Genomic DNA, 23,796 nt, shown 5'->3' with positions numbered 1-23,796 from the left:
TAGATCAGTTTCAGCATTCACTAATATTTAGCCCTATTCACATCGGTTTTATCAATAAAGGCATCATTTAATTAGTCATTTTGTAGTTCATTTAATCGCCAAAACCAAATTGAAAGCACAAAAAAACCAGCAAGTGATTGCTGGTTCTTTTCGTGTGTGTTTTGAGGCGTTATAAGCCTTAAAACTGATTACTGCGCCAATAGTACTGAGAAGCTTCGCTGCAGATTGTCAGGATCTTGTTTGCCAAATTTAACTAATAAATCATCTTTACCATCGGCATTGATATCGGTTGCCGACAGCATCGAACCTTCAACTGGAATGATCATATCCCATTGCTGAGATCGTTTACTAAAAGGCGCGCTACCTGCCTGACCCAAATAAATATCTAAGGTTTCATTATCATCAGACAACAATAACTCTTTATAACCATCGCCATTGATATCCGCTAAGGCCACGACAGGCTCACCACTTTGGCCAGAACTTAGGCTGAAGTTTAATTCAACTTCTTTACTGGCATTGGCCTTTTCACCAAATTTATTCGCACTATTCATTTTAAACACATGAACATCTTGATCAATACTGCCAGACAGCAAGGCGCTGACGATCTGCGAAATACTAATATCAAAACCTGACACAATCACCTCATCGACATTGTCATTATCAATATCATCAAAACGTAGCCCTGTTAAGGTACCTTCAGCTTTAATAATCGTCTCAGGTTCGCGGCCAAAAGCCACCAAGCCATCGTTATTACGTCCTAAGTAAATTTCATAGTCATTGGTACGATCAAACACCCCAGAGCTTTTGGTATATCTGACCACCAAGTCAGTAATCTCATCGCCATTCACATCACCAATACGCTCAACTTTACGGTATAGCAAATCACTTTGATCTAATGATTTGCCATAGGCATCACGCTTATTCCACCAATCAATACCACTGATGGGTTGACTCACCGAAATATATTCTGCGATCGCGGCGAACTGCCCTTGATCGTTTTGATAATACACTTCGAGCGAGCCCTCACCGACTTTGACAATATCATCGCGACCATCAAAGTTCATATCACTGTGATAAAGCGTAGCGCGGCTATATTCAGCGCCATTATTGGTCAGCTCAACTTGAGGCAGTAACGGCAGTGATTGTCGGATGAATTGAGTATTACCAGCACCGAGCAATACATGCATTTCTCTAAAGTCACTTATCAGTACATCAGCAATATCATCATTATTAATATCACTGACAAAATCACCACGAGAGATAAAATCAGCATGGCCTGTAACAGCTAATGAATTAATATCAGCAACGGCAACTAACTCACCAGAAAGCGGTTTTGCTGCAGTATCTGTTTGTTGGCTGGTAATTTGTTTAGGTGAAAGTGAAGCTGAAGGATCTTGCACTAGCATGTCATCAGCGGAGATCGCATCTGCTGGGAGCATACTCACATCTAGCTTGTTAATAGCGCTATTAGCCGTAACTGGGGCATAACGTAGTAATTGCTCTGCAGTGACGAAATACAGCTGTTGCAGCGCAAGCATGCTATCAGTATTAGAGTCGATTTCATTAATATCAAAGCTATAAATATCTTTGTTTAATAATACTTTATCTAGCATCACTAATTGCTTATCGACAATGCCGTATACAGCAAACCAGCGCTGATGTTCATCATCAACACCCAGTGCTAGTAACTCATTGCCCTCATTATCGAGTAAGTTAACGCTTAATACTGGATGAGTCAGTTCAAATTCGGTATCAACTGTAAAAGTGGTGAATTTTAGCTCTGTATCTGCAGCAAAAGCTGGATGGATAAAAGGTAAAATACAACAGCTTGCTACCAATAGCGCGCGGGTTAATTTATTCATCCTGAAAACATATCCTTAAACATTATCTTTAACTTATATAGTTAAGATAACCTTGATTGAATAAAGTTCATACAATGAAATTGTTACCACTTACGTATCGAGAACGATTCAAGCTGTAAAAGGAATAGGAATTGACTAACAACTTATCTTGCCAAGATCAAAGTGTCTGATAGGTTAGCTTTACTAGTTCTTCACCGTACTTACGCTCAAGTTTACGCACGATAAAGTGACCTCTTGCCATGTCTTGAAAATGATCGATAAATAAGGTGTTAATGATCGCCCCACCCGCAGCGCCTATGGCAGGTACAGCTTGAGCGGCCACCTTTTGAGTCACCTGCACGCCAAAGCGCTCTGCCACCACGGTCACTAATTTAACCATCATTGGCGCAGCTTCTTTACTAAAGCCTTTAGTGGCAACGTATTCAGCGGCTTCAGCAATTGAATTGGCTAACACGGTGCGCACCGCAAAGTAGCCTTTTTCAGCTTGATCGTCATCATTTGACTCCCCCCCTAGGGCAAAGACTTCTATGCAGGCCATTTTAGTGGCCACTTCATCGAGTTGCTCACCCTCACTGCGAGCAATATCGGCAATGGATCGCAACATGATGGTGGTTGAAATCGGTAGCTCTAATGCCAATGCGCTTAAGCCGAAAAAGCCCCCCACACCACCACTCACTGCAACACCGAGTTTGTGCCAACGATCAGAAGATTGCTCATGGGGGATGTTTTTCATGGTAAATAGCGCCGCATCCGAGGCTTTCATCAACGCCATTTCTGTGACTTTGCCAATACCATTACTGACACTTTTAGGCAGTAGCGCAAAACCTTGCTCAATGGGCGAGCCAATAAAATCTGTGATTTTGGCTGCTAAGCCGGGGTTTTCAAGTAACTGCTTAGCCTGCACTAATTGGGCATTATCTTCTACAGATAGACTCATGGCTTTCCCTTCTTTCACAGCCGCACGATTAACAACAGCGCTAATAGCTCACTAGATAATGGTGACTTTCTCAATCACTATCGCCGTTTTAGGCACATCGTCATGACCTGCTACCGTGGTTGTTTTAGCTTTTTCAATTTCTTTGACCACTTCAATACCGGCAACCACTCTGCCAAATACCGCATAACCCCAACCGCTGTTGGTGGTCGCTGTGTGGTCTAAAAAGCTATTATCAGCAGTATTAATAAAAAACTGCCCGGTGGCCGAATGCGGCGCATCGGTTCTTGCCATTGCTATGGTGCCGAGCGTGTTACTCAAGCCGCGATTAGCTTCATTAACGATTGGATCGCGAGTCGGTTTTTCTTTCATCTTGGCAGTAAAGCCACCACCTTGGATCATAAAGCCTTTGATCACCCGATGAAAAATAGTGTAATCATAAAAGCCATCCTGACAGTACTGTAAAAAATTCTTTGAGCTAACAGGGGCTTTTTCCATATCCAGTTCAATATGGATATCGCCAACATTGGTGGTAAAAATAACGGTCATGGGATCTCAATTTAACAACGAAAAGTTAAGCTGAATTATAGCGTTTATCCTATGCTTCAGGCTATAAATAAGCGTCATGCTTTAAGTCAGATAAAGTAAGCTTATTTACTGCTATTAAACAAATCCATTGCCGCTCGCGTCATTGCCCGCACACCGGTACTGATGGTTAACGGATAATCTGGGGCAAATTTGCTTGAATGCAATGATGGCAAGCTGTCACCGCTAGCAATACTGGCTTGATACACGCTTGGTGTAACCGCACCTAACCAAAATAAGGTAATCGGAATATTTTGCTCAGTTCGGCCATATAAGCCAAAATCTTCTCCGGCCATGACCTGCGGCGCTAGCACCACATTATCTTTTCCTAGTTCAGCTTCAATGCTGGCCTTAACTTGGGCAGCCAATGCTGGGTCATTATAAGTCGAAGGTATTTTTTCATCTTCATGCACATACACTTCAGGCATCAGTTCATCAGGTAAACCCGCACTAATCGCAATGCCCTTAGTGATACGTTTTATGGCAGCGATTTGCTGCTCACGTACTTCAGGGTTATATGATCGCAGAGTTAATTGCAGCTTCACTTCATTGGAAATAATATTATGTTTTGAGCCGCCATGAATTGAACCTACTGTGACCACGTTTGGCTCAAGGGGTGACACTTCACGGCTTGGAATGGTTTGCAATGCTAATACTGTGCGCGCCGCCAGAACCACAGGGTCTATGGTTAAATGGGGGTAAGCACCATGGCCACCTTTGCCTTTAATGCTGATATCCACCGAATCCACATTGGCCAATGCATAACCACTAATAGAGCCGACTTTACCAGCAGGAATAGATGCACTGACATGCAAACCTAACACCTTATCAGGAGTGGGAAACTCGCTAAATAAACCTTGCTTGAGCATGGCTTTTGCGCCGCCGCCCATTTCTTCTGCAGGCTGGGCTACCATCATCAAAGTGCCTTGCCAAGCTGACTTGTGCAACATCAATTGCTCGGCTGCGCCAATCATGCTGGTCATATGAATATCATGGCCACAGCCATGCATAATGCCCACAGTATTGTTATGTGCATCTTGGGTTGTCACTGTCGATGCATAAGCTTTGCCCGTTTGTTCAATAATAGGTAAAGCATCAATATCGGCGCGGATCATCACCGTAGGCCCGTCGCCATTTTTGAATATGCCCACCACGCCGTAGCCGCCATAATTATCAGTGACTTCAAAACCTAATTGCCGTAACTCTTTTGCCATTCTGGCACTGGTATTTTTCTCTTGATAGGACAGTTCAGGGTGTTGATGAAGGTGAGTATAAAGCTGTTCAAGTTGTGGTAATGCTTTGGTCACTGAATCATCAAGATCTACAGCGCGTAACGAGGTGGTGGTTATCGTTGCAGCTAAAGCCAGTGATATCGACAATGCTGTTGGTATGGCTGTTAAGCGTGCTGATAATGTCATGGTGTCTTCCTTGTTGACTGTTCATCTTGACTGCTAAAAGTCGTAGTCGCTGATAATTACTATTTATTATATTGAATTAATAACCTAGCATAGCCTTGGTCAATTTTATAATGTGTTGTAAACATTTAGCCGTTCAAAAAGGAAACATACTCGTGATGATGGAAACAGGTCGATTAGTTCGCTGGAATAGCAGTAAAGGCTTCGGTTTTATTGAGCCTGATGAAGGTGGCAAGGACGTGTTTATTCATATTTCAACCCTTAAACATATGGCGAGAAAGCCCATTCAAGGTGATCAAATTGCGTATATCGTAGCGCAGCAAGCTGACGGTAAAATTAAGGCGATCGAAGCCAACATTGAAGGCGTAGCAGTAAAAAGCGGCTCAACATCAACAGCTCAAAACCAGCAGAAAAAGCCAGGTTCACCTAAAAAACGAGGCCCGATCAAAATGCAAAAAGCCACCACGGCTTCTGGCACCATGAGCCGGATCATTATTATTCTGATCGTTATCGCCATCGGCCGCTTTGCTTATCAAGCTTACTATGACATCACTAATGCATCTGGAGCAGGTGCATCTGGAGCAGATGCACCAATCCAAGAACCAAGGAAATAAAAGTGACAATAATAATCGAAACTGAACGCCTAATCATTCGTGAATTTAATCTTGGCGATACAAAGGCTGTGCTTGAGTTTAATTCAGAGGAAGTCAACCGCTACACTGGCGATGCAGGCATGTGTAATAACATCGAAGATGCAAAAAACATTATTCAGGACATCTGGTTAGCAGAATACCAGAAATATGGTTTTGCTCGTTGGGCTGTAGAATTAAAAGCAACCAAACAAGTCATAGGCTTTTGTGGGTTTAAATATGATTTACGTATTAATGCAGTAGATATAGGCTATCGCTTACACCCAGATTTTTGGGGTAAGGGCTATGCCACAGAAGCTAACCTTGCCAGTATTGAGTATGCTAAGAAACATATGGATTTAGATATTATTTACGGCGAAGTCGTCAACCTTAATCTTGGCTCAGTCAACATCATTGAAAAGTTAGGTATGACGTTTATCAGACAATATGAAGACGAAGGTTTTACCCTGCTACGATACGCAATCTCGTTAAAAGGTAATCCGCTGCCAGCTGATTAATTGGATTCAAAGCACAAAAAAAGCGCCAACGACTTCTATTAGGGCGCCCTTTATCCATCCAACTCTTTATCGTTAGTTAAGGCTAAAAATACGCTGCCCAGCCGATAACAAAACCTTGGGAAGCTGTATCATATGAAAAGTTATCTTGGTGATAAAGTTGAGACACCCATTTATGTAACTTTTACTTACTTAGAAGTGTGCCGCCCTAGCAGTCTGAGGCTAAAACACATATATTTGAGCTAGATATTGCGCTTTTAGGGATAAAATCATGCTGCAAACAACATGGCGAACGCTTTTTACTGCTTTTGTGTTGTTATCGATGTCGAGCCTAATGCCAACCGCCATGGCTGCGGACGATATCAATTTAAAAAAAGTTGCTGAAGCAGAAAAGCGCAGTGAAGCCATAGCCGAAGCTCAAGGTGGACTCACCCTCGCCCGAGATGGCGAAACTCCTTTATCAGCCCTCATTGAAATCGGTCGAGCGGTACAAGAAAACGACTGGGAAGCTGCCACTGAGTTTATTGATCTGCGTTACCTGCCCAAAGATATTAATCCCGAAGATGGTGCCGATTTACTGCGTAAACTGGCGATATTATGGAATAAACAAAACATCCTCGACCTTTCGCAGATCAGCGATCAACCAGAAGGACACCTTAACGATAAACTGCCAAGCTATCGTGATTTGTTAGGGGTACTAGAAACCAGTAAAGGCCCTGTTCCGGTCTATTTACAGCGAGTTCCAGACGGTAAAAAAGGCAAAATTTGGAAGATCTCTAACGCCACTATAGCCCAAGTTCCTGAGCTATGGGACGAATATGGCTACAGCCCGCAAATCGAAGCACTGGCTAACGTTTTACCGCAATTCACCATGTTCCATATGGAAAACTGGCAACTGCTGATCTTTATTCTGTGTATTTTCTTTGGTTGGATCGCCACCGGATTAATCAGCATTGCCGCCAAAACCATTGCCGCTAAATTTGAACATAAACTGGCTGGATTAACCCGTTTTTCAGGCAACAGCTTGCGCTGGTTTTTATATCTTTCGAGCTTGCAATATGTGGCGCTGTCATTAGGTTTATCGATTAGGGCACGTGTATGGTTTGATAACAGCACCTTGCTGTATATCGCCAACACCATTCTAATTTTAGGTTTAGTGGAATTGTATTCCGCAATAAAATCCAAGCAATTAAACGATCAAGATAAAAGCTACTCCGTGGCCTTACTCAGGCCTATGGTAGCAATATTAAAAATCGTCATTGTGGTGGTTATTGCCTTAATGTGGTTTGAAAGCTCAGGATACAACATGGCCACCATTTTAACCGGCCTAGGTGTCGGCAGTTTAGCCATTGCCTTGGCGGCGCAAAAACCATTAGAAAATGTCTTCGGCGCATTAACTTTATATGCTGCAAGACCAATAAAACCGGGGGATTTTTGCCGCTTTGGCACCACTATGGGCGTAGTTGAAGAAATTGGCTTACGCTCGACACGGATCAGAAAACTCGATCGCACCGTAGTGCATATCCCTAACTCGGTATTTTCATCCCAAGAGTTAGAAAACTTCTCTGTTATCGATCGTCGCCGCTATAAGCACGATCTGCGCATTAGCCTTGATACCAGTAAAGAGCAACTGCAAATGCTGTTAATGGAACTGCGAAAATTATTATTGTCACACCCCAGAGTGTTAGAGATTGCTCAGCGGGCGCGTTTTCTTGCCATTGAGCGTGATGCGTTTGTCGTCAACGTAAATGCCTATATCGATACCGGTGATATCAATGAATATTTTGGTATTGCTGAGGATTTAAACTTTCACTTACTGAATATTTTAAAGCAGTTAGACATTAAAATTGCCCCTATTGGTCAAAATGTCATGCTACAAAATGCCAGCAGCGCAGACGTCGAGGTACAACAACAAGCGGAGCAAACCATTAAACAATTAATCGAGGAAGATGCCTTACCTTTTCCCAATTACAGCGAAGCTACCCGTGATGAATTTAAAGGCACAGTGCCCTACCCACCTGTGGGCAGTGTCACTAAACCTAAAGATGTGATGAAATCACCAGAAGAAACTGACATTGAAGTAGAACTGAAAGGATAAGTTTTACATTCCAGTCGCCATTAAAAAGCCGAGAACATCTCGGCTTTTTACGTAATCGGAATAACTAAGCAACTCACCCATGGGTTAGTTTTTAAGGGGATGATCTTCAGGAAGTTGGCGACTGATCCACAAAATCAATTTATGCTTACGATTTGGGCCATCATCATTATCTTCAGCTAATGCTTGAATTAGCCCATCTTGCACCAATAAACGGTAAATACATTCCACTTTATCTTTTGGCGATATACCAACACCAAAGTTTTCAAAACCGCGACGTTTTGCATAACCCTCACCAATTTCCATTGCGAGTTTAAGCAATTTAGTATCGTTCTTACCTGGCTTCATATAAGCACTCTCGTTTGGGGCTTTACGCTAAAACTACGCTATTGGGGATAAAATTCAATCACTGCTGCGTAAAAACAGCAGCCAATAACTTGTTTTATTCTTAGTTGAGCAATTATCAATCGATTAGCTTATCACTTTAGCTATTAAGTAAAATTCTGGCACAATAGCTAGATTATGGTTTTATGAAGTGGCTACAACATCAAAAAGGGAAAGTAAGGGTTTAATGACGATAGATAAAGCAGTTATTAGCAAGATTACCACGGCATTAAAAGCTCAAAGTATAAGCGAGATTGAGGTAATTCAATCCCTATGGGGCGGTTATGGCGAACTATTTCGCGCTAAGCTTACTGGTAGCCAATATTCATCTGTTATCGTTAAACACATTAAACTGCCACAGCCAGAGTCGCATCCCAAGGGCTGGAATAGCGCCCTATCACATCAACGTAAACTCAAATCTTATCAAGTTGAAGCTAACTGGTATCAGCACTACGCTCAGCTATGTGGCAGTGGCAGTGATAATGATCGTCAAAGCGAAAACAGCGTGCCTCAATGTTTATACATTCAGCGCAGCGAACTAGAAACCTTACTGATCCTTGAAGACTTACATACTTTAGGTTTCGATCAAGTATTAACCCATGCCGATCACACAGCCATTTTGGCCAGCCTTAAATGGCTGGGGCATTTTCACGGCCAATTTATGGCTAATCAATTTACAACTAGCCAGCCATCAACCGTGAATACCACCGACCTATGGCCCACAGGCAGCTACTGGCATTTAGATACTCGCCCCGATGAATTACAGGCACTCAGCGATCAGCCGTTAAAAATGGCAGCCAATACAATCGATCGCGCTTTAAAACAGACGCCATACCAAACAATAATCCACGGCGATGCCAAACTCGCTAACTTTTGTTTTAATACTCACCACGACAAAGCTGCTGCGGTGGACTTTCAATATGTGGGCCAAGGTTGCGGCATGAAAGATGTGATTTTACTGCTAAGCAGTACGCTGACATTTACTGAACCACATAAACTAATCGAGCAATATTTGGATTACTATTTTAGTCAGCTCGCCAGCAGCATTAATCTCCATCAGCCAGATATTAATCCTAAAGAGGTTGAACAAACTTGGCGCCCTTTGTATTGCATAGCATGGGCCGATTTTCAGCGCTTTATTAAAGGCTGGAGCCCAAAGCATGTCAAAATAAACGCTTATACAGAAATGTTAACCGCACAGGCCTTAAGCCAGCTAACGACATCATCAAAGTAGCCAAACCTACTAGTGACTTTTTAAGGACAATATCGACAACGACTATCTAGATAACAACGGTTTTATTAACAAGCATAGCGACAAAAGACATAGCGATAAAAACTAGCCTCGCAAAATCTACAGAATAAAAGCCAAGCAAAATCGCCTGACAAAGATATCCACTCTGTTTGCTTGGCGATCGCTTACAAAAACAACCATTTATTGATATAACTAATGTCTAATGTACTAATTTTGCATATCAAAATCTTGTCGTTTTTTAACTCACGACATTGAAAAATAGCTGATATTCAATGGATTGTAATAATGAGCAAAGATATATTTTTCTTTGGTGACTGGCAGGTTGACCCTAATAGTAACTCCCTTAGACAAGGTAAAAAAACCAAACAACTTGAGCCTAAGGCAATGGATGTTTTATTGCTGTTATGTCAACAGCAAGGCGAGGTACTCAGCAGTGATGACATTGTCAATCAATGCTGGCCAGAAGCCGATATTGGCGATAATCCACTGCATAAAGTCATTAACCAATTACGCCGCGCATTGGGCGATAAAGCCACTGAACCCAGCTATATTGAAACCATTCGCAAGCGCGGCTATCGCACTCTTGCTAAGGTAAATTTCCCCATTGACCATCAAACTCAGCAGCACTAACGAAACTCACTTAGCATTGTTTATTGATCGCTTAGAAGTCTTTCTGTCATCGCCGATCTTTACAGATGATCAACGTTATGCATTTATTGAGGTCTTAGAAAAACTGGCCAACTCTTCTGTGGTATTGATTATCAGTGCTTGTCGTAATGAGTTTTACCCATTACTAGTGACTTATCCCAGTTTAATGGCGGGTAAAGGTAAAGGGGCTCATTTTGATTTAGCGCCGCCTTCGCGTAATGAATTACTGCAAATGATCCGCCTGCCAGCAATTGCAGCCAATTTAAGCTGGAGTGTCGATCCTGAAACAGCCATGCCGCTAGATGAAATACTCTGTACAGAGGCCGCCAGTAATCCTGATGCATTACCTATGTTGCAATACATGTTGCAAGCGCTATACCTGCAACGCAGTAAAGACAATCAATTATTGTTTAGTGTTTACCAACAATTAGGCGGTATCGAAGGCGCAATAGGTAAAAATGCCGATGAAGCCATGGCGCAATTAACTGACTCACAGCAAGCCTGCTTACCCCAAGTATTGTCCCTATTGGTAACACTGCGAGAGGATGAAACCTCCATCACTAGCCGCACTGCAACCTGGTCACAACTGCAAAGCAAAGAACAGCACACATTGACCCAAGCTATGGTCAATAGCCGCTTATTTGTGTCCCACCTGCAAAATGGTCAAGCCTGTTTTAGCATTGCTCACGAAGCATTATTAAGGCGCTGGCCACGGGCAACCGCCTGGATTAACGAACACAATGATAGCCTGCGAATAAAAAGTCGCTTACATCATCTGACTAAACGCTGGCTGGCAGAAAATAAGCATAAAGCCTATTTGCTAGCAGAAGGAAAACCGCTAAAAGAAGCCCAAGCACTTAAACATAACCCGTTGTTTGCTCAAGATCTAACACCACAAGAGTTGGCATTAATCAGCGCCTCCAATAACCATGAAAAACGTCAACGCTGGCAAAAAACCTTCACCATCTCTTTGCTACTGGTACTGACACTGACCTCTATTGTTGCCAGTGTAAAAAGCTTTGAAGCCGAGAAAATGGCCCAAGATAAACGCATAGCCGCAGAAAACTTACTGGGATTCATGGTCGGTGATTTCACCGATAAAATGCGCGGCATTGGCCGGATGGATTTACTCGATGGCATCAGTAATAAAGCCTTAGAATATTTTACTGAGGCATCATCCCCCAATGATGACAGCTTAAGTTTTGCAGCACGGTTTCAGCATGCGCAAACGCTAGAGGCCATAGGCGAAGTGGCTTACTCGCGCGGTAAAGTCGACGAAGCCAAGCAAGCACTGCTGTCATCTCGCACCAAGCTGCTGGTAATGCTTGATGAACAATCACAAGATTTAGATATTCTTAAAACACTGGGCGCCAATGCTTTTTGGCTGGGGCAATTAGATTATGACATAAGTGATTGGGCTGCTACTGCGCTGTGGTTTAAGCAATATCTTAGTTACAGCCAAATGATGTATGACTTAGCTCCTGAAAATACCGAAGCCTTAATGGAGCTATCTTACGCTCATAACTCCTTAGGTTCAGTGTCACAAAAACTGCAAGATTTCATCCAAGCAAAAAATTATTTTGAGCTCTCGTTACAGCGTTATGCTTTCGTACTGGTTAATAGTGGCCATTCGCAGGCCAAGCCGCACAGTTCAAAGCATTGGTAACCAAAGGATAATTGTTATAGCTTTATGCTTTCATGATAATGACCATTTGCAGCCAAACCACACATTTCATCATAAGCTGTTTGATATACCACATTAGCCCTGGAATAATAATGGCTTCGCAGCAGCGTCTTAGCCTCTGCGAGTGAATTAACTACTGTGCAAGCGCTGCCTGCTGTCAGTCCTGAAAAGTTATTATCCGCATCCACTACGCCCACCAGATAGTGAGTCGAATCTGCCACACCGATGATCGTTGGCTGACTGTCGTTATACACAGACTGCTCGAAGGTATTCAGCCCATGTTGACTCGTATCTCTTGGGTTATTAACGGCTTTATTTATACTAGGCATAGTGGTTCCTCGGATGTAATAACTGATGCTTAAAATCAAGCTTCATTAACTGCAGCGACTAACTGCGGCAATTTAAGACTTAATGACTGCTCTCAGCACTGAGTTGTTAAATAAATTACGTTCAATGTCCAAAAATTGTTCACTACAATGACTACAGCCACAGTCACAATCCCTTTTTCACCCACACTTAAAAGTGAAATTGTTACTGAAATGTTTACAACAATAGCCAATATATATCCCGCCCCGTAGCACTTGAAAGCGATTCCCTTCCCAAAGTGGCTCCCACACACATAAGTAATTTGTATAATTTCTAATTTACTGAAAATATTGAATAAATTATGGCAACCTAATATATAAATTTAACGAAACCATGAATTAATAGTCACTTATTTAGCGATTAAACAACCTGTTAACTCGGTCACATTAACAAGCTAAATACCTTTAGGTAACAACCAAAACAGAATCATTACTTGATTTAGATCAAGGTCTAATTAAAACCCTAAGTTAGAGTAAAGACTCTAAAGTAGAGTTATTGCTCTAACTTTGGATGTTGAAGATCTATTCGAATAAGAACTAAACAAAAACGTGAATTTTTTTGAACATAGCTCCATCAGTTAGGAGCTATAGATTGCTAAATAACATGCTCTCGGAGGCATTATGGACATCCCAGTCTGGCAATATTTCGTATCAATGACAGGTTATATTGTTTTATTACTCGTTTTGGTTGAAGGTATGCGCCGAACACCAAGATTAACCGCCGCTTTTTGGCTACTTTCATTAGTGACAGCCCCACTATGGGCAGATCAACTTGACGGATGGTTCCGTTGGGTTAAGACGGTCAGTGTATTAATCCCCACTGCAATTGTTGTTGGTGGTGCCCGTATCGCGTGGCTATATCATCAAAACCCACACAAGGTGCTGGCGTTTTTCCGCGGCGACTGGGTGTTAAAATTTCTATATGCAGTTTTAGTGTTAAACATTGCAGAAGCCACATTAAAAGACTTTGCTACAGCAAACTACTTTAACGCAATCTGTGGTGTCATTCTTTGTGTCACTATTCCTTTCCCACGCTACAAAAATGGTAAACGTGTCTATTGGGTTATCGGTAAAGACAAACCAAACGACTTACTGTTTTATTCCACAGCGGCATGGAACTTCCTCTATACCACCTGGAACCTAGCCTTTGTATTCGGTGAGAGCCCTGCGTTCTTCGCAAGTTCATTCTGTATCTTGATGGCGGCAGAGCTATACCCATTAATCAAAGGTCGACCAGAGCTTTACGTAATCGCGCGTGTTTACACCTTGGCATTCCACCTACTGATCCGCGCTAACAGCGACGTGTTTGTACCACTAATGGATTCAAGCAGCTGGGCCAACGATAACGTGCTGTATTACTGGGGCGTCATCAACCTTGCTTTACACGTTCCTTTCGCAATTTGGTACTTCACCATGCAGAAGAAAAATGGTGAACCACCATTTGGTGAAAAGTCTCCACCACCATTAGTCAGCGAATTAGAAGATGATCAAACGGCTCAAGATAAGAAATTAGCAACAGCCTAATCACCTCCAACCGAATACCACATCGGTATTCGGTTAATACAACACGAGACGTTGTTATGAAACATAAACTAATAACACTATTTAGCGCGGTTTTTGCGTTAATGATGGTAAGCATCACCAGCGTAGCTAACGCTGATGACGCCATTAATCATCAAGTAGAAACTCAGCCGCTACCAGGGCAAATATGGCAAGGCACCAGAGACGGCAAACCCGGCGAAGGTAGCTTGTTTTATCGAATGGAATTTGCTGAAAACAATCTTGTCAGTGTCACTAAACAATCTGGCGGCTTTAATAAAGTCGAAACCCAGCGTTGGCAGCAAACTGCCACAGGTGTGGTGATTAGCAGCCAAGCGGGTGATGAGATTAATGACTTTGATGGGGCAACATTAACTTACGTTGACAGTGAAGAAATCCGCTTCACCTTAGCAGACGATGGCTTCAACATTCACAAATGGTATGAATACCGCGCTTATGGGCATGTATTACTGGTGCTATTTGGCTTAATTGCATTAAACGAAATGTGCCGACGCTACAAATGGAGTAACTACGTTTTTTGGTTCATCTTACCCATAGCGCTTATTCCACTGTGGTCAAGCTATGAGATCACCTACTGGTTCAAATGGGTAAAACTGTACTCAGTTGTTGGTGCTGCAGCCTTATTTACCTTAATCCGCTTTACCAAAGTCGGTGATATGAAATGGGCAAAATTCGGCGCTGCTGCATTCCTCGCGATTAATATTTCAGAAGCGGTAATGCAAGACTTCAGTATGGGTAATCTTGCCAATATCCTCAATGCAACTGGTGGTGTGCTATCTATTATCACCCTTGCAGGTTGGGCGAAAATTTTCTCAGACAAAAGTAAGCAGCAAGACATGATTTGGCCAGCAATGACCACATTTTGGATTATCGCCTACGACGTTTGGAATATTGTGTTCGTTTACCTCAATTTCCCAGGCTCTGCGACGGCGCAAATGATGGTGCTAATCGCAGCAACATTACCAGCGCTATTCATTAAAAAAGGCACTTGGTTACAGGCTCGAGCATTCACTTTAGCAGGCTCGTTCATGTACTACTTCAGCTGCCCATTCATGTACGAAAGTAACGTGGTTCCACTACCACGCAATGATGAACTCATGCTGGCAGCAGGTGCAGCTAGTTTCATCATTAATGCTGCTTATGCTTATGTATTCTTTAGTAAAAAATATACCAACACCCGTTTAATGGCAGGTTCATACCAAGCCCAATAAAACGTGAAGAAGTAATGGGTACTGGCGCAACCTATCGCCAGTACCACGAGGATTAGTCCTCAGAAATTTATAACGCTAATGATAAAAACTAATTAAAAACTAATTACAAAATAATGGAGTTACCATGAAAACACGCATTCTAAGTATGGCAATACTCGCTTCAATGACTTCTGGTTTAACTTATGCTGCTGACACAGAAGCAGATATTGATATGTCTAATCCAACTGATGTTTACACCTCTATTGGCGCATCATACGGCAGTGAAGGCATGAACATTAAAGGCCAATTAATGCTGTCGGAAAAAACCGCTGATTCAGGTCAAAAGAGTGGGGTTATTTTCGAAGCTAAAAATATCTTTAACGAGGGTGATAAAAGCCCTAAATTTACTGGGATGATAGAGCATCCTGATTACGGCCTTGTACCAACATTTAATGATGAAACCAGCAAGCGTTCGTACCGTTTACGTTATGGCACTATCAACACCACAAACGGCACCGGCTGGTCTATTGACGCCATCCTAGCTGACCATCCTTTTTATGGCAGTATGGCAGTGGTGCAAGCGGGTCCTGTGATGACGATTCCGGTTACTGATAACTTCTATATTTGGCCAATTTTATATGCCGGTGCTGTGGTCGTTGGCGATAACATGCAAGATATTACAGCTACAGACATCCCGGTAACCAGCAGTGGCATTGATGTTCCATCACTCATTTTAACCGGTATGGTTTATGCCCGTTATGCCTTTAATGATAACTGGTGGATGCTATTAAGCGCTTCTTATACCGAAGAAATGCAAGGCAAGTCATGGAGCGATGACATCATGGATGGCGGCTTACAAATGGCAAGCTTTAGCGGTGAATTATCTTTGGCATATCAAATGAACAAACGCCAAAACGTGCGAGTGAACTATAAAACAGACAATAGTGATAGCACTGATGATAGCTATTGGATTGAATATAACCACGCATTCTAGCCAGTGTATTTTTAACTAATAGCCACTAATGCTCTTTCGCTGCTAAATACCAAACTGTTTCAGTATTGGCAGCGCTTTTTAATCCTTAATGGAGGATGACATGATTAAACGCATTATTACCGCAACGAGCTTAATGTTCGTGTGTGCCAGCGCCTCAGCTGCCGTTGATATTTCAGGTGTCAGTGTGCCTGAAAACGTGACTTTAAATAACAGCACTATGGTGTTAAACGGCGCCGGAGTTCGGAGTAAATTTTTTATCGACTTATATGTCGGTTCTTTGTTTACCACCAGCACCAGTACCCAAGCACAACAGGTGATTGATAGCGACTCCCCAACTGCGATTCGGCTTAATATTACCTCAGATATGATCACCTCAGAAAAAATGATCGATGCCTTAAATGAAGGCTTTGATCGGGCAACAAACGGCAAAACGGAGCCGATTGCCGCCAGTATTGAATCCTTGATCAACTCTTTTTCTGATCCCATTAAGTCAGGCGATCAATTCACCTTAATGAGCGTGCCCGGTGAAGGTGTGATTAGTTACAAAAATGGCCAGCAATTGGCTGTCACTCCAGGTGAAGACTTCCGTAAAGCGGTGCTCAGTGTCTGGTTAGGCAAAAAGCCAACCGATAAAGGCCTAAAAAAATCGATGCTAAAAGGTTGATCTAAAACAATAAAAGTGACGATAACCATGGTCTAAGGCGATAACTGTTTGCCGCTGTCACCTTAGCCATGGTAAATCTAGAACAAATTTTAATAAATCAATAAAAAACAATAATTTAGATTTTAATTATTTAGTTTAGGCTAAGGTAAGTATTCGGTTTTTTATCCCCTAGGCCTTTTCTACTTTGTATTATAAGAGGCAACTTTATGACTCCTTTGGCAATGTGGCGTGCTGCTTTTTTCCCGACCAATAATACCTGGAATGACACTCAACTCAGGTATGTGGAAGTCATTCTATTTTTCTCACTTTTATCACTATTTACCGGCCTTTACAGTTTGTTTAAATGGCTGCAATTTGATCATAGTTTATTGATCTACACCTCTATATTTTTAATTATTGCCGAGATAAGTGCAGGCTTAATTTTGCGCTTGGCAAAAATGCCGACCCTCGCGCTTAATGTCGGTTTCCTTGGTATGGCTCTACATGCACTGAACCTTATTTATCAGGACGGTGGTGTGCTCAATTCAAGTCAGAGCCTATGGTTAACGGTATTACTGATCGCCTTCTTTTTAACTGCAGGTATTTTAATGGCGACGATTTGGAGTGCGCTGGTGATCGCAGCGTCATCTTGGATGCTAATGTTAGAGTTACAAGGGGTGAGCATTCCGGTTATGGAACTGTCTGATACGGCATACATGACAGAGGCTTGGTCTGGTTTATTAATGCCACTGATTATAATTGTTATCGCCCAAGCCTTTACCGCCAAGCAACGTAATAAAGCCATTGAGCATGCTGAAAAATCTCAGCATCAAACAGAAAAAGTCGCAAATGATGCAGAGCAAAGCGCCCAGCAATTATCGTCGATTTTACATCGCGCGGGTGACAATGCGGTGCAACTGTCTAGCATGGCTGAGGTACTTGAAACACAATCTGAAGACTTGCATCATCAAGTGGATGATTTAAATCAAAACTGCCAATCTCAGGCCAGCGCCGCTGAAGAAATGAACCAACAGCTTAGCCGGATGACTCAAGATGTTGAGCAGTCAGAATCATTTGTGGTCGATTTACGTAATCGCAGCCAACTTATCAATGATCAGGCTCAGCTAAGTGCCTCATCACTGGCGGCTACTACAGAAGCTATCAGCAAAATTTTAGTCAGTAATAAAGAAATTATGTCAGTGGCAGATTTAATTACCTCGGTGGCAGACCAAACCAACTTATTGGCACTCAATGCTGCCATTGAAGCGGCTCGCGCTGGTGAGCATGGGCGCGGTTTTGCAGTAGTGGCTGAACAAGTGCGCGAGCTGTCAGCTAAGAGTAATACCTCTGCAGTCGAAATTCGCAGCCTGTTAGATCGTAGCCAAAAAGAAGTGCTGCACGGCCAAAGTGTCATTGAGCAATCCAGTAATGAGCTCACCAGTATTATCGCTAAGGTCGCAGAGACCCTCAGTGATATCAATCAACTTGCCGATACCATGGTGCATCAAGTTCAGGCAGTTCAAGAACTTAATACTGCCAGCGCCGAAGTTGCTAGCAGTGTTGTTAAAACTCATCAAGTATCAGAGTCTGTTGCCAACCAAGGCGAGAAGCTTACCCACCAGGTTGAAACGCTAAAAAGGTTAGCAACTGATTTGAATATGGCAGTCAGTAGCTAGTATTGCCAAGCTGTAAATGCGAACCCTAACAAAGAGCGCTAACAAAGAACACTCGAAATTAGCACTCGTTCAAATATAAACCAGTTAAACAGCCTGTTGATAAAACTGTGATACAGATCTCTTGAGCACATGGGTAACATCACGCATGCTGTCAGTCCTTTTTGTTAAACTTTTTAATCGCTTAGCAAAAAGATCCGTTCGGATGAAGGTAGCAGGAGAGTGGGGAGCAACCCCACACCGACGAGGCAAGTTTGTTGGATGGTATTGATATCATTTAATAAACCACTCTTTCAGGTGCCACTTAGTGGTGAGGACTGTTACTGGACGAGCCTCTGGAGAGACTGTAAGCATTAGTGGTTCGCAGCTTAATGTCATTACAGCGCCGAAGGCGAAAGTGGCAGTTGAATTAATTCAACTGCCGCGAAACGCTCAGGCAAAAGGACAGAGGAGAGGATGACTGTATTCATTTATGGTCACTGTCGTTTTCTGCTGTGCCTAATGTCATCAATCATGATGAACACCTGCGTGAGCTGTATTCCTCAGTACCACAAATCCAGCCATTTCTTTTCCTCCTCCATATTAATTTTGTTGTTTAATATTCGAGGAATACCATGAATTTTCACGCGCTTTTAGCCGATATCAATGCCATTGTTTGGGGCCCTATAACCCTATGCTTACTGATCGGCACCGGGCTATATCTCACCATTCGCCTAAAATTACTCCAAGTCCTTAAGCTGCCACTGGCCTTAAGCTTATTATTTAAACCTGCTAGCGGCAAAGGCGACTTATCTTCCTTCGCGGCCTTATGTACAGCGCTATCTGCCACTATCGGTACTGGTAATATTGTCGGCGTCGCCACCGCGATTAAAATCGGTGGGCCGGGCGCCCTTTTCTGGATGTGGCTAGCAGCCTTCTTTGGAATGGCAACCAAATATGCTGAATGTATGCTGGCAGTAAAGTATCGCACCACCGATGCCAGAGGTAATATTGCTGGCGGGCCAATGTACTACATTGAGCGTGGTCTCGGCTTAAAGTGGCTAGCCAATATTTTTGCTATTTTTGGTGTCGGCGTAGCCTTTTTCGGTATCGGTACTTTCGCCCAAGTGAATGCCATTAGCGATGCCATGACCATTGCCTTTGATGTGCCGACTTGGGTTACCGCCCTCGTACTCACCACCCTTGTCGCTGCGGTGACGATCGGCGGCGTTAAACGCATTGCCAATGTGGCGCAAAAGTTAGTACCTACTATGGCGCTAGGTTATGTATTGGCCTGTTTGTGGATTTTATTTAGCTTTTCTGAGCAAATCATTCCGGCCATTGAATTAGTATTACACTCAGCCTTCGCCCCTATTGCTGCAGCAGGCGGTTTCTTAGGCGCAACGGTGGCGCAAGCCATTCAAATTGGTATCGCCCGCGGGGTATTCTCTAATGAATCGGGTTTAGGGAGTGCGCCCATTGCGGCCGCTGCCGCTAAAACTAAAGAACCGGTCGAGCAAGGCTTAGTCAGCATGACCGGCACCTTTTTTGACACTATTTTGATTTGTACCATGACAGGCTTAGTGCTGATTATCACCGGTGTGTGGAATGGCGATACTGCTGGCGCAGCAATGACCAGTGCAGCCTTTGCCTCTGGCGGCTCAGTGATTGTCGGCCAGTATGTGGTGACCATTGCTCTAGTGTGTTTTGCCTTTACCACCATTCTAGGTTGGCATTATTACGGCGAGCGTTGTTGGTACTACCTAACCAGCAAACGCTTAGGTGAACAAGGTATTAAACTATATCAGTTTATCTTTTTAACTTTGATTGCCGGCGGCGCGTTTATTCAACTAGACCTTATTTGGATGCTGGCCGATACCGTTAATGGCTTAATGATTATTCCGAACTTGATCGGGATTATTGGTTTAAGACACATTATTTTAGCCGAAACCAACAAGTACTTTGCTAAACAGCTAGGTAAACATGCCTCTTACAATGCACTGGACTCAGCAGTTAAGTAACGAGGTTTACTGAAATACCTTAAGCCCTTTTTTAATGTTTAAAAACAGGCTTAAATAATAAAAAGGCGCAGTCAGTGAATGACTGCGCCTTTTTTGAAAGCTGATTATCTCAGCACACATCATCTTGATAAGCATCAAATTAACCTAGGGATTATTTAGCTGTGATGGTTTGTTTTACTGTGCTTTTTAGATTGTTCATAAAGGTTTTAAAGTGAGGCATAAAATCCAAAAATAGTGGATGCTTACGGTTTTGCATCATCACAGGCCCTAACAGTCGTAAGGCTACGGCGACTCTGGTGGCAAGCGGCGCTTCTAAGCCACTGCCCTTTTTTATATTTTCAACAGCGTTGAATAGGTCTTCCCTATCTTGAAACTCAAAGCTTAAGGTTTTGCCAGTATCTTGGCCTGAGATCTGCTCTTCAACGGTAATGCGGTAGCGATTTTCTCGGTTAATTTTAGGGATCATAATCTCTCTCCGGCTTAATGAAACAAGTTAAAACTAGTTAAAACTAGTTAAAACTAGTTGATAAGGTCAACTATAATTGCATTGGTTGATTTTGTCAACTATTTAATTGTAGCAATGTTAACCAGTAGAGAGCTGTTATAAGGTTTACACAGGGTTTGGATTAACTGGTTACGCTTCAGCAAGACGCAACCAGTTAGTTTGAGCTAGGACCTTGTTAGTTTCAGCCTGCTTTTTATGACGTTAAACTTTTAATTGCCGCGCATTAACGGCGACATTAAGCTTTAAGGCTTGGGCTTTAACACTTAAGCGTTAAGACTTGAGAAGTAATCATCCCAACTTTGATGCTTACGACCTGCAGCTTGGGTAAAGTCGCTGGGGTTATCTGATTTACCATTAAGTATGCCTTGGTAAATACCTGCAATCACCGTACCCATAAATTCACCCAGTTCAGCGGTGCGATCGTCGCGGTATTGCGCCACTGAAACAGGAATATATTTAAGGCTAAGCTCAAAACTCTTATTCAAGTATTCAGCCAATTGATATTGAGTTATTGACTCACCATGGAGGTTATAAACATGGCCGTTATGTTTATCTTCAGTCAACATGCAGGCATAGGCAAATGCCAGCTCTTTTCGAGTGGTGTAACCGCACTTGCCATCGCCAGCGCAATTGGAAATAAAGCCGGCCGCCTTGTAGCTATCAATATACTCAATATCTGGCTCAATATAGATACCGTTTCGGCCTATAACCCACTCAAGCCCTGAGCTCTGGACATCTAGCTCGGTTTGTCGATTACTCTGAATAACCGGAGAAAATGCAGTGTCTTCCTCAGCGCCTTGAACGCTGGTATAGACAATTTTTTTAACCCCTGCCTGCTTGGCTGCTTGAATAACATTACGATGCTGAGGAATACGCGCTTCAGGGGCTGCCATACCTGATACCAGTAATAAGGTATCGACACCATTAAGCGAAGTCTCAAGCTCAGCGAGATTATCGTAATCACCTGGGCGAACTTCAACCCCAAGGTGTTTGGCATTGTCGACGGTTCTAGCAAGGGCGATTACATTGTAATTGGGGCCTAAAGCAAGCAGGGCATTTACTATTGCAGCGCCAAGTTGACCACTAGCTGCTGTTACAGCAATATTCATTGGATATTCTCCTGTTCAAAGCATTTAATCCATCGGCGAGTGCCAATCTACAAAAATTAAAGCATAGCAGCTTATTTGCGCAGCCGAATAACTGCTAGTGAATAACCACAGCCGAATAGCCACTGGCGAATAACTGCTAGCGAATAACCGCAGCCGAATAACCATTGGTGAACACCATCAACAAAGGTTAACCCTAAAGAATAGGCAAAAAGCAGCATTAATATCTAAATAAGGCTTAAAGTAAGCCTCTTTTAGTGTTTTGTGTTACGAAAAGTCTTTTCCCATCCAACAAAACGCTATCTCAATTGATGCAGATCAAGGTGCTCCTAGCTTAACTATTGTCTTATAAAGGTGACTAAGATCACTAAAGCACATTCAAACTGTGCTTTAGTGTCACAAATATAACCCTACAAGCTCCATCACATAAAATAATAGGTGTACTCATGGAATTACTACCGAACTGCTATACCGACGTGTGTATCAATGGAAAATGGTTTCATTACGATCACAACAAACAAGCGGCATTTATGCTTAATGGTAGCGATCCGCTCTCAATTGAACTTGAGATTACCCCCACCACAGAAGCAGAACTTGAAGCACACCTGGCCTCTATTGCCACCTTCTAAGCAAACTAACTACCGCAATATCAAACCTTGGTTTGATAACGACAATGCCAGAAACAAAATTCCCCTCAATATTGTTTCTGGCTTGATATTTCATTTTCCGCTGTCGCTTTAAGCTATAATGACAATACAACACCAAGAGTATCTAGTTGTTAATGAGGCATTAATGGAAAAACGTACGGTTGTAGTTATTGATGACGATCCTGTTTGCACAGGCCTGTTACTGGCAATTTTGGGCGATGAATATCGGGTTATGACAGCAAATTCTGGCGATGCTGCTATCGAAATGTTTGCAAGCATTCGCCCTAATTTAATTTTCGTCGATATAACTATGCCTAATATCAATGGCTATCAAGTAATCAAGTTTATTAAAGATCAGCCTGAAATCGCCAATACTCCGATCGTAGTAGTCAGCTCACTCATTGAAGCATCTGATCAAGAGTTAGCCTTAAAAATTGGTGCTGATGATTACCTGACGAAGCCCATCATGCCCAATGATGTGCAAAAAACTATTGATCGCTTTCTGAGTTAATCGATCATTTGAGCAGTAAAAAAGCCTTTTCATAATGAAAAGGCTTTGTCATTTTTACAGCTAGCTTAAAAGTACATTGGTAAGTACCTTAATCCATAAACACTAATTCATAATGAGCTTTGTCACCTTTAACTTCTAAGGCTACCCGGTAAGTCTCAACCGCAGTTTTCCAATTCACACTGTCTAAGGTTAAATAATACAGCCCTGATTCAGCTTCATTGATATCAAGTGAGCAGGTTTCAGCCTCAATGCAATTTGCATGACTCGCCTGATGCCAATCCAGATTGTACTTGGTTGACGACTGCGTCTTTGAAGGGTAACCCATAATAATCAGGTTAAATGCACTTGCGTCAGTGACCGACAAATCATCATCACCTGTCAGTTTTACTGTCACTGCGCCATTTTCTGCATCAACAGATTGTAAGCTAGCAGTTAAGGTCTCAGTTTGATCAATATTGACCGTCAATACCGGAGGCTCTACAGGTGGCTCAATTGGCGGATCGATAGTTTCATCATCAGAGCCTCCACAGCCAAACAACAACATCGAACTCAAGCCAATGACACTACATAATTTAAGATGTTTCATGTTATTACTCCCA

Annotated in this window: 21 protein-coding genes, 1 pseudogene and 1 riboswitch; of the genes and pseudogenes, 13 read left to right on the top strand and 9 right to left on the bottom strand. The window is 42.6% G+C overall.

The window, feature by feature from the left end; all coding sequences use genetic code 11:
* Nucleotides 1–188 precede the first annotated feature (188 nt).
* From BCU91_RS00790 to BCU91_RS00775, 4 genes are all read right to left on the bottom strand, one after another.
* Entirely contained in the window at nt 189–1,862 is a 1,674-nt protein-coding gene (locus BCU91_RS00790; RefSeq protein ID WP_102437621.1) for a VCBS repeat-containing protein, read from the bottom strand.
* Nucleotides 1,863–2,019: 157 nt separating this feature from the next.
* Nucleotides 2,020–2,799 carry an EcsC family protein gene (locus BCU91_RS00785; RefSeq protein WP_102437619.1) on the bottom strand — a complete coding sequence of 260 codons (780 nt, stop codon included), beginning with the start codon at nt 2,797–2,799 and terminating at the stop codon, nt 2,020–2,022.
* 51 nt (nt 2,800–2,850) lie between these two features.
* Nucleotides 2,851–3,345 carry a peptidylprolyl isomerase gene (locus BCU91_RS00780; RefSeq protein WP_102530692.1) on the bottom strand — a complete coding sequence of 165 codons (495 nt, stop codon included), beginning with the start codon at nt 3,343–3,345 and terminating at the stop codon, nt 2,851–2,853.
* Between the two features lie 101 nt (nt 3,346–3,446).
* The gene (locus BCU91_RS00775) at nt 3,447–4,799 is read right to left on the bottom strand and encodes an amidohydrolase (protein WP_102530691.1); all 1,353 of its coding nucleotides are present in this window, start codon (nt 4,797–4,799) and stop codon (nt 3,447–3,449) included.
* A 155-nt stretch (nt 4,800–4,954) separates the two neighbouring features.
* Between BCU91_RS00775 and BCU91_RS00770 the strand changes: the two genes are divergently transcribed.
* From BCU91_RS00770 to BCU91_RS00760, 3 genes are all read left to right on the top strand, one after another.
* Nucleotides 4,955–5,410, top strand: a complete 456-nt coding sequence (locus tag BCU91_RS00770) for a cold shock domain-containing protein (protein WP_241904009.1) — start codon at nt 4,955–4,957, stop codon at nt 5,408–5,410.
* A 2-nt stretch (nt 5,411–5,412) separates the two neighbouring features.
* Nucleotides 5,413–5,943 (top strand): GNAT family N-acetyltransferase, encoded by a 531-nt coding sequence (locus BCU91_RS00765; protein WP_102530689.1) that lies wholly within the window; start codon nt 5,413–5,415, stop codon nt 5,941–5,943.
* 268 nt (nt 5,944–6,211) lie between these two features.
* Nucleotides 6,212–8,038 (top strand): mechanosensitive ion channel domain-containing protein, encoded by a 1,827-nt coding sequence (locus BCU91_RS00760; protein WP_102437613.1) that lies wholly within the window; start codon nt 6,212–6,214, stop codon nt 8,036–8,038.
* 84 nt (nt 8,039–8,122) lie between these two features.
* On the opposite strand, the gene BCU91_RS00755 is transcribed toward BCU91_RS00760, so the two are convergent.
* Nucleotides 8,123–8,383 carry a DUF5062 family protein gene (locus BCU91_RS00755; protein ID WP_102437611.1) on the bottom strand — a complete coding sequence of 87 codons (261 nt, stop codon included), beginning with the start codon at nt 8,381–8,383 and terminating at the stop codon, nt 8,123–8,125.
* A 223-nt stretch (nt 8,384–8,606) separates the two neighbouring features.
* On the opposite strand from BCU91_RS00755, the gene BCU91_RS00750 reads away from it, so the two are divergent.
* Nucleotides 8,607–9,653 (top strand): phosphotransferase, encoded by a 1,047-nt coding sequence (locus tag BCU91_RS00750; RefSeq protein WP_102530688.1) that lies wholly within the window; start codon nt 8,607–8,609, stop codon nt 9,651–9,653.
* Between the two features lie 303 nt (nt 9,654–9,956).
* Nucleotides 9,957–11,916, top strand: a pseudogene (locus BCU91_RS00745) (transcriptional regulator); the annotation flags it as partial.
* Between the two features lie 83 nt (nt 11,917–11,999).
* Here the strand turns inward: BCU91_RS00745 and BCU91_RS00740 are convergent.
* A complete protein-coding gene (locus BCU91_RS00740) occupies nt 12,000–12,332 on the bottom strand; it encodes a DUF6482 family protein (protein WP_102440695.1) in 333 nt (110 codons plus the stop codon).
* Between the two features lie 657 nt (nt 12,333–12,989).
* Here BCU91_RS00740 and BCU91_RS00735 point away from each other — a divergent pair.
* The 6 genes from BCU91_RS00735 (at nt 12,990) to BCU91_RS00710 (ending at nt 20,428) form a co-directional block, all read left to right on the top strand.
* Nucleotides 12,990–13,892 carry a hypothetical protein gene (locus tag BCU91_RS00735; RefSeq protein WP_102440696.1) on the top strand — a complete coding sequence of 301 codons (903 nt, stop codon included), beginning with the start codon at nt 12,990–12,992 and terminating at the stop codon, nt 13,890–13,892.
* Nucleotides 13,893–13,948: 56 nt separating this feature from the next.
* Nucleotides 13,949–15,139, top strand: coding sequence for a DUF5692 family protein (locus tag BCU91_RS00730; RefSeq protein ID WP_241900991.1), 1,191 nt, complete (start codon nt 13,949–13,951; stop codon nt 15,137–15,139).
* A 124-nt stretch (nt 15,140–15,263) separates the two neighbouring features.
* Nucleotides 15,264–16,112, top strand: a complete 849-nt coding sequence (locus BCU91_RS00725) for a hypothetical protein (protein WP_102440697.1) — start codon at nt 15,264–15,266, stop codon at nt 16,110–16,112.
* A 100-nt stretch (nt 16,113–16,212) separates the two neighbouring features.
* Nucleotides 16,213–16,776 carry a chalcone isomerase family protein gene (locus BCU91_RS00720; protein ID WP_102440698.1) on the top strand — a complete coding sequence of 188 codons (564 nt, stop codon included), beginning with the start codon at nt 16,213–16,215 and terminating at the stop codon, nt 16,774–16,776.
* A gap of 206 nt (nt 16,777–16,982) precedes the next feature.
* Complete coding sequence (locus BCU91_RS00715) at nt 16,983–18,431, top strand: methyl-accepting chemotaxis protein (protein WP_102440699.1); 1,449 nt, start codon at nt 16,983–16,985, stop codon at nt 18,429–18,431.
* 322 nt (nt 18,432–18,753) lie between these two features.
* Nucleotides 18,754–18,886: riboswitch (glycine riboswitch) on the top strand.
* A gap of 156 nt (nt 18,887–19,042) precedes the next feature.
* The gene (locus BCU91_RS00710) at nt 19,043–20,428 is read left to right on the top strand and encodes a sodium:alanine symporter family protein (protein WP_102440700.1); all 1,386 of its coding nucleotides are present in this window, start codon (nt 19,043–19,045) and stop codon (nt 20,426–20,428) included.
* 151 nt (nt 20,429–20,579) lie between these two features.
* Here BCU91_RS00710 and BCU91_RS00705 read toward each other — a convergent pair whose 3' ends face one another.
* Together BCU91_RS00705 and BCU91_RS00700 are read right to left on the bottom strand one after the other, a co-directional pair.
* Nucleotides 20,580–20,894 carry a DUF3861 domain-containing protein gene (locus BCU91_RS00705; protein WP_102440701.1) on the bottom strand — a complete coding sequence of 105 codons (315 nt, stop codon included), beginning with the start codon at nt 20,892–20,894 and terminating at the stop codon, nt 20,580–20,582.
* Nucleotides 20,895–21,196: 302 nt separating this feature from the next.
* Complete coding sequence (locus BCU91_RS00700) at nt 21,197–22,042, bottom strand: SDR family oxidoreductase (RefSeq protein WP_102440702.1); 846 nt, start codon at nt 22,040–22,042, stop codon at nt 21,197–21,199.
* Nucleotides 22,043–22,485: 443 nt separating this feature from the next.
* Between BCU91_RS00700 and BCU91_RS00695 the strand changes: the two genes are divergently transcribed.
* Nucleotides 22,486–22,668: a hypothetical protein gene (locus BCU91_RS00695; RefSeq protein WP_076538754.1), complete on the top strand. Its 183-nt coding sequence runs from the start codon at nt 22,486–22,488 to the stop codon at nt 22,666–22,668.
* Nucleotides 22,669–22,831: 163 nt separating this feature from the next.
* Nucleotides 22,832–23,197, top strand: coding sequence for a response regulator (locus BCU91_RS00690; protein WP_102440703.1), 366 nt, complete (start codon nt 22,832–22,834; stop codon nt 23,195–23,197).
* Between the two features lie 88 nt (nt 23,198–23,285).
* Here BCU91_RS00690 and BCU91_RS00685 read toward each other — a convergent pair whose 3' ends face one another.
* A complete protein-coding gene (locus BCU91_RS00685) occupies nt 23,286–23,783 on the bottom strand; it encodes a hypothetical protein (RefSeq protein WP_102440704.1) in 498 nt (165 codons plus the stop codon).
* Nucleotides 23,784–23,796 lie beyond the last annotated feature (13 nt).

The sequence above is a fragment of the Shewanella sp. 10N.286.52.B9 genome, assembly GCF_002873635.1.
Classification (GTDB): domain Bacteria; phylum Pseudomonadota; class Gammaproteobacteria; order Enterobacterales; family Shewanellaceae; genus Shewanella.
Note: the sequence above shows the minus strand (reverse complement) of the source record. Positions and strands in the feature narration are given on the sequence as shown.